This is a genomic window from Burkholderia sp. HMSC10F09, from assembly GCF_001806955.1.
GTDB classification, from domain to species: domain Bacteria; phylum Pseudomonadota; class Gammaproteobacteria; order Burkholderiales; family Burkholderiaceae; genus Burkholderia; species Burkholderia multivorans.
Genome location: NZ_KV786621.1, coordinates 37,576 through 44,005 on the forward strand (window position 1 = coordinate 37,576; position 6,430 = coordinate 44,005).

Genomic DNA, 6,430 nt, shown 5'->3' on the forward strand with positions numbered 1-6,430 from the left:
ACGAGCAGCAGCGGCGCCGCGATGCCGATCGACGCGTAGGTCGGCAGCAGACCGACGCAGAACGTGCTGATGCCCATCATCAACAGGCTGACGACGAGCGTCTTGCGCCGGCCGATGCGGTCGCCGATCACCCCGAACACGATGCCGCCGAGCGGCCGCGCGACGAAGCCGACCGCGAACGTCGCGAGCGCGAGCAGCGTGGCCGCGAGCGGATTGCCGACGACGAAGAACTGCTTGTCGAACACGAGCACCGCACACGCGGCGAACGCGAAAAAGTCGTACCACTCGAGCGTGGTGCCGACGGTGCAGGCAAACATCAGGTTGGCACGCTTTTTCATCGCGCATGTCTCCGGTCGTTTTTGTGGTTGATGCGGGGCGCCGCGGCGGCGCCGCGCGTTCAAAGTTCGAGCACGAGCCGCTCGCCGCCGCAGGCGCGCGAACAGCAGGTCATCATCCGGTCGTGCGCGTCGCGTTCGGCGCGCGTGAGCACGCTGTCGCGATGATCGACGCGGCCGGCCAGCACGCGCACTTCGCACGATCCGCACAGCCCTTCGCGGCAATCGCTTTGCACGTCGATGTTCGCGTGCTGCAACGCGTCGAGCACGGTCTGGTTCGCCGCCACCGTCAGCGTGATGCCCGAATCCTTCAGTTCGACTTCGAACGGCTGCTCCTTCGACGGATCGAGCGCCGCCTTCGTCGACACGAAGTGCTCGACGCGCAGTGCATCGCGCGGCCAGTGCGCGCAGCTCGCTTCGAGTGCGTCGAGCATCCGCGCCGGGCCGCACGCGTAGACGTGCGTGTCGTCGGCCGGCTGCGCGAACAGGGCATGAAAGTCGTTGCGCGTGCCTTCTTCCGACACGTACACATGCAGACGCTCGCCGTGCAGTGCCGCCAGCGTGTCGAGCATGGCCATCGATGCGCGCCGCGCGCCGCTATAGTGGATTTCGTAGTCGATGCCGCGCGCCTGCGCCTCGCGCGCCATCGCGCTGATCGGCGTAATGCCGATGCCGCCCGCGACGAAGATCGCCTTGCCCGCGTCGGTCGCGAAGCGGAAGTGATTGCGCGGGCCGCGGATCTTCAGCACGTCTCCGGCGCGCAGATTGGCGTGCACCCATGCCGATCCGCCGCGGCTCTGCGCTTCGTGCAGCACCGCGATCTCGTACGCATCGCGCTCGTCCGGATCGCCGCACAGCGAGTATTGGCGCGTGATGCCGGAATCGCCGCAGATCACGTCGATATGCGAGCCGGCCGTCCAGCGCGGCAGCGGGCGGCCGTCGGCCGACACGAGCCGCACGTGGGCGACACGATCGGCGCAGATCGACACGCGCTCGACCTTCACCGCGCGGCTCACCGCATGCGACGACGGCTCGCCGATGCGTACCGCCGCGCGCGGGCGCAGCACCGACCGGTCGCGGCGCTCGGGATTGAGCGCGGGGTCCCATTCGACGTACAGGTGCTCGGGGCCGCGAAACGACGTGTTCGGCACATACGTGAAGCGCTGTTCGGCTAGCTTCATGTGCGGCAGACGACGCGTGAACTCGTCGAGAAAGATCTGCATCTCCATGCGCGCGAGATTCTTGCCCATGCACTGATGCGATCCGTAGCCGAACGTCAACTGGTCGCTCGCGTTTTCGCGGCGGATGTCGAACAGGTCCGCGTCGGCGAAGCGCGCTTCGTCGTGATTCGCCGACGACGTGACGATCAGCAGCTTCGCGCCCGCCGGAATGTCGACGCCGCCGATCGTGACGTCCTTCGTCGCGAGCCGTCGCCATGCGGCGACCGAGCCGTTGTGCCGCAGACATTCCTCGACCGCGTTCGGGATCAGCGACGGATCCTCGCAGATGTCGCGCCACGCGTCGGGATGCTGCAGCAGCAGCTTCATCGCGTTGGCCGTCGCGTTCGCGGTCGTCTCGTGCGCGGCGACGATGCCGGCCATCATCATCGAGTGCAGATACGAATCGGTGATCACGTCCGGCAGCTCCTTCTGCTTGCGGATCCCGTACTGCATCCAGCCCGGCCCCGACGGATCCTCGCGCATCTTGTCGAGCACCTTGCCCGCGAACTGCCAGAACTTGCCGACCGCATGCGCGACCGCGACCTGCTCTTCCGGCTTCGGGCGGCCCCAGGTGTTGATCGTGTGCGCGATCGAGTATTCGCGCAGCGTGTCCATGTCTTCCTCGGGCACGCCGAGAAAATGCAGCGCGACGGTGAGCGGCACTTCCCAGAGCATCTGGTCGACGAGATCGGCATGGCCGTCGTCGATGAAGCGATCCACGTATTCGCGCGCGAGCCGGCGCACCATCGGCTCGTGATGCTTCAGCGCGTCGGGCGTGAACGGATCGAGCAGCGCACGGCGGCGCGGCATGTGCGCGGGCTCGTCCTCGTTGACGAGCGTGCGGTTCAGCGCAAAACCGTAGGACGCGAGCACCGCGTTGGCCTCGGGGCCGGTCGGCGTGATCTTCTCGAGCGCGATCGACGGACTGAACGTGAGGTTGTCGCGAAAGATCGCCTTGATGTCGTCGTAGCGCGTGACGACCCAATAGCCGAGCTTCGGGCTGTAGAACACCGGCTCCTGCTCGCGCGCCCAGCGGACGTACTCGGGCGGATCCTGCTGATAGCCGTCGTCGAACGGGTCGAACGCAGCGGCGGCGGCGCTGACCGGGCAGCCGTTCGGCGCGGTCGCCGCGGCCGGCGCAGGATGAAACGGACATTTCGACGACGACGCGTCGCGCTCCGTGACGGACATGATTCGCTCCCGTGCTATGATTTTGCGTAAATCTAATACGCAATGCGTAATCGAACGACTGGGGTAAACCTTGGCGGCCGGGTGCCGCCGGTCGTCGGGCTAGAATCCGGCCTATGGAAAAAATCGCCAGAACGAAGAAGACCGCGCCCGCCGAGCGCGACCGCCGGCAGCGCGTACAGTCCGCGTCGACCGGCCTGCTCGTGCTGAAGGAACTCGCCGCGTGCGGCGGCCGTGCGACGCTGACGGCGCTCGCCGCGCGGCTCGACGAGAATCCGGCGAAGGTGCACCGCTATCTGGCGAGCCTGATGGAGGAGTCGTTCGTCACGCAGGACCGCGGCACGCAGCAATACGTGCTCGGGCCGCAGTGCATCTCGATCGGGCTCGCCGCGATGCGGATGGCCGACCCGATACGGCTCGCCGAACCGTCGCTCGTGCGGCTGCGCGAGCGTCTCGAAGTGACGTGCTTCGTCGCGATCATGGGCAACCGCGGGCCGACGATCATGCGTTTCGAGGAGCCCGGCCTGCCGGTGACGGTCAACGTTCGTGCGGGTTCCGTCATGTCGTTGCTGTGGTCTGCGACCGGGCGGCTGTTCGTCGCGCTGCTCGACGAGCCGCGCGTGCGGCAGCTCGCGGAAGACGAGCTCGCGTCGGCGCCGGCCGAGTTGCGCGCGCAGCTCGACCGGCGCGATCCGGTCGGCGCGTTGCAGCGCGAGATTCGCGCCGCCGGTGTCGCGACCGTGCGCGACACGAACCTGAAAGGCATCAGTGCGGTGTCGGCACCTGTCTTCGACGCCAACGGGCATATGTGCGCGGCGATCACGGCGTTGGGCGCGACCGGCGGCTTCGACGCGGCGATCGACGGGCCGGTCGCGACGGCGCTGCGCCATGAGGCGGCGCTGATCAGCGCCGAACTCGGGTATGCGGCGTGAGCGCGGCGATCGACGGGGCGCCTGCGTCGATCCGCGGGGATGCCCGCTTAGTTCCGCCGGACGATCGGCAGAGACGATTCGCGACGTGACCGGCAGCGCGACGCCTGCGTCGCACCGCCTTTATTGAACTCGCCGCTTTCCGCTCACGACGAGCGGTGAACGACGCACACGGTGCGCGCACATCGGCGGCGCCGCGCGGAGGGATCGGAACCAGGAACGTGTGAAACGCCGCTGACGAAGCATCTGAACATCGGCGAGCGTATCGAAAGGTTGGCGACGCGATCCGTGCACTTCGGTTTTCGTTTTTCGTGCGCGTGTTCGATCGAGCGCAACGCGACTCGCCGTCCGCCACTCGCCGTCCGCCACTCGCCGTCCGCCACAAACCGTCGTCAGTCACCACGCGCTACCTGAACGACGACACGAGCGCCGCATCCTCGCCCGGCTTCGCGGCCGGCGGCGGCACCGCGTCCGCCGTCTTGCCGTGCGCGCCCAGGCCTGTGCCGCCCGTGCGCCGGCGCGCCGCATGCCGCTCGATGATCCGCTGCAGCAGGCAGAACACGCACAGCAGCGCGCCGATCACGATGCGCGTCCACCACGAGCTGAGCGTGCCGTCGAACGTAATCAGCACCTGGATCGTGCCGAGGATGCCGACGCCGAACACCGAGCCGATCACGTACCCGACGCCGCCCGTCAGCAGCGTGCCGCCGATCACGGTGGCGGCGATCGCGTCGAGTTCCATCCCCTGCGCCTGCAGCCCGTATCCGGACAGCACGTACAGCGTGAAGACGACGCCGCCGAGTGCGGAGCAAAAGCCGCTCAGCGCATAGACGCCGACCTTCGTGCGCGCGACCGGCAGCCCCATCAGCAGCGCCGAACGCTCGTTGCCGCCGATCGCGTAGACGTTGCGTCCGAAGCGCGTGAAGTGCGCGACGTAGATCGCGGCCGCGAGCGTCGCGAGCGCGACGAGCGCGCCGGCGCTCAGCGTCCCGCCGCCGATCGGCACACTGATCGCGGCGATCGCATGAAACGTCGGCTCGTTGATCGTGATCGACTGCGTCGTGATCAGGAAACACGCGCCGCGCGCGAGAAACATCCCGGCCAGCGTGACGATGAACGGCTGCAGCCGGAAGTAGTGGATCAGCGCGCCCATCGCGGCGCCGTATAGCGCGCCGAAGGCGAGCACGAGCGGCACGATGACCCATACCGGCCACTGCAGCCGCTCGGCGCCGACCGCGCAGAAGATCGTCGTCAGCGCGACGACCGAGCCGACCGACAGGTCGATGCCGCCCGACACGATCACGAACGTCATGCCGATCGCGACGATCAGCAGGAACGCGTTGTCGACGAGCAGGCCGGTCAGCACCTGCATCGAAAAGAACCCGGTGTACATCACGGACCCGAAACCGAACAGCGCCGCGAACAGCACGATCGTCACGACGATCGGCAGCGTGCGCGGGTCGGCGAGCCGCCCAAGGAATCGGTTCATCGCGGCGTGGCTCCCGTCGTCGCGCGCGAACGCGCAACAGCTATCAGTTTCGACAGATGGCGGAGCGCGAGCGCGCGTGCCGCGTCCGACTGGATCAGCGTGACGACGATCACGACGACGGCCTTGACGACGAGCGTCGCCTCCGGCGGCACGCCGATCGAATAGGTCGTATAGGTCAGCGTCTGGATGATCAGCGCGCCGAGCACGGAGCCCGCGAGGCTGAAGCGGCCGCCGAGCAGCGACGTGCCGCCGAGCGTCACGGCGAGGATCGCATCGAGCTCGAGCAGCAGCCCCGCGTTGTTGCCGTCGGCGCTGCGCACGTTCGAGCTCGCGAGAATCCCGGCGAGCGCCGACATCACGCCCGAACACAGATACACGCCGAACACGACCGCACCGGCGCGCAGCCCGACCAGCCGCGTCGCGACGGGATTCACGCCGATCGCGCGGATGAACAGCCCGAGCGCCGTGCGATTGACGAGCAGCGCAATCGCGACGATCGTCGCGACCGCGAACCACACCGAGCACGGGACGGTCGCCAGGTAGCCGCCGCCGAGCGCGAGATAGCCGGGCGCGCCGATCGGAATGATCTGTCCGCCCGTCAGCAGCTGTGCAACGCCGCGGCCGGCGACCATCAGGATCAGCGTCGCGATGATCGGCTGCATGCCGACGAACGCGACGAGCACGCCGTTCCATGCGCCGGCGAGCACGCCGACGCCGAGTGCGGCCGCGAGCGCGGTGCCGACGCGCGACGGATCGCCATCGAGCACGATCGCCGCGGCCGCGCCCGCAATCGCGACGATCGCGCCGACCGAGATGTCGATCCCGCGCGTCGCGATCACGAGCGTCATCCCGAGCGACACGATCACGAGCGGCGCCGCGCGGTTCAGGATGTCGATCGGCGCGCCGAACAGATGGCCGTCGAGCAGCGCGATCGACAGGAAGCCCGGCCGATGCGCGACGTCGAGCGCGAACAGCAGCACGAGCGTGAGGACCGGCCACACGAGCGGATGACGAAGAAGCGTACGAAGCCGCGTCATGACTGGCCTCCGGCGATCAATCGATAGATCTGTTCCTCGGATGCGTCGGCGCCCGACACTTCCGCCACCTTGCGGCGATCGCGCAGCACCGCGATCCGATGGCTCACGCGCACGACCTCGCCGATCTCCGACGAGATGAACAGGATCGCGAGCCCCTTCGCGCACAGGCCGAGCACGCGCTCCATGATGTCGAACTTCGCGGCGACGTCGATGCCGCGCGTCGGCTCGTCGA

General features: G+C 68.1%; 5 protein-coding genes and 1 pseudogene. 1 reads left to right on the forward strand and 5 read right to left on the reverse strand.

Annotated elements, in window-relative coordinates:
- Both HMPREF3115_RS32265 and HMPREF3115_RS07920 read right to left on the reverse strand, forming a co-directional pair.
- Positions 1-338 (reverse strand): MFS transporter (locus HMPREF3115_RS32265; protein ID WP_256276104.1); only part of this gene is annotated, 338 nt, incomplete at its 3' end.
- Between the two features lie 59 nt (positions 339-397).
- Complete coding sequence (locus HMPREF3115_RS07920; RefSeq protein ID WP_070554011.1) at positions 398-2,746, reverse strand: cytochrome P450/oxidoreductase; 2,349 nt, start codon at positions 2,744-2,746, stop codon at positions 398-400.
- A gap of 113 nt (positions 2,747-2,859) precedes the next feature.
- Here HMPREF3115_RS07920 and HMPREF3115_RS07925 point away from each other — a divergent pair, with 113 nt between their 5' ends.
- Positions 2,860-3,675 carry an IclR family transcriptional regulator gene (locus HMPREF3115_RS07925; RefSeq protein ID WP_006409286.1) on the forward strand — a complete coding sequence of 272 codons (816 nt, stop codon included), beginning with the start codon at positions 2,860-2,862 and terminating at the stop codon, positions 3,673-3,675.
- A 403-nt stretch (positions 3,676-4,078) separates the two neighbouring features.
- Here HMPREF3115_RS07925 and yjfF read toward each other — a convergent pair whose 3' ends face one another.
- From yjfF to HMPREF3115_RS32270, 3 genes and pseudogenes are all read right to left on the reverse strand, one after another.
- A complete protein-coding gene (gene yjfF / locus HMPREF3115_RS07930; protein WP_006399082.1) occupies positions 4,079-5,161 on the reverse strand; it encodes a galactofuranose ABC transporter, permease protein YjfF in 1,083 nt (360 codons plus the stop codon).
- Positions 5,158-6,198 carry an ABC transporter permease gene (locus tag HMPREF3115_RS07935; protein ID WP_006409283.1) on the reverse strand — a complete coding sequence of 347 codons (1,041 nt, stop codon included), beginning with the start codon at positions 6,196-6,198 and terminating at the stop codon, positions 5,158-5,160. The genes yjfF and HMPREF3115_RS07935 overlap by 4 nt, the downstream gene beginning before the upstream one ends.
- A pseudogene (locus HMPREF3115_RS32270) lies at positions 6,195-6,430 on the reverse strand (sugar ABC transporter ATP-binding protein); the annotation flags it as partial. The pseudogene HMPREF3115_RS32270 and the gene HMPREF3115_RS07935, both read right to left, overlap by 4 nt.

Excerpts from the sequence above, each read along its gene's own strand:
- HMPREF3115_RS07920 (WP_070554011.1), bottom strand. The coding sequence starts at position 2,746 with ATGTCCGTCACGGAGCGCGACGCGTCGTCGTCGAAATGTCCGTTTCAT.
- HMPREF3115_RS07925 (WP_006409286.1), top strand. The coding sequence starts at position 2,860 with ATGGAAAAAATCGCCAGAACGAAGAAGACCGCGCCCGCCGAGCGCGAC.
- yjfF (WP_006399082.1), bottom strand. The coding sequence starts at position 5,161 with ATGAACCGATTCCTTGGGCGGCTCGCCGACCCGCGCACGCTGCCGATC.
- HMPREF3115_RS07935 (WP_006409283.1), bottom strand. The coding sequence starts at position 6,198 with ATGACGCGGCTTCGTACGCTTCTTCGTCATCCGCTCGTGTGGCCGGTC.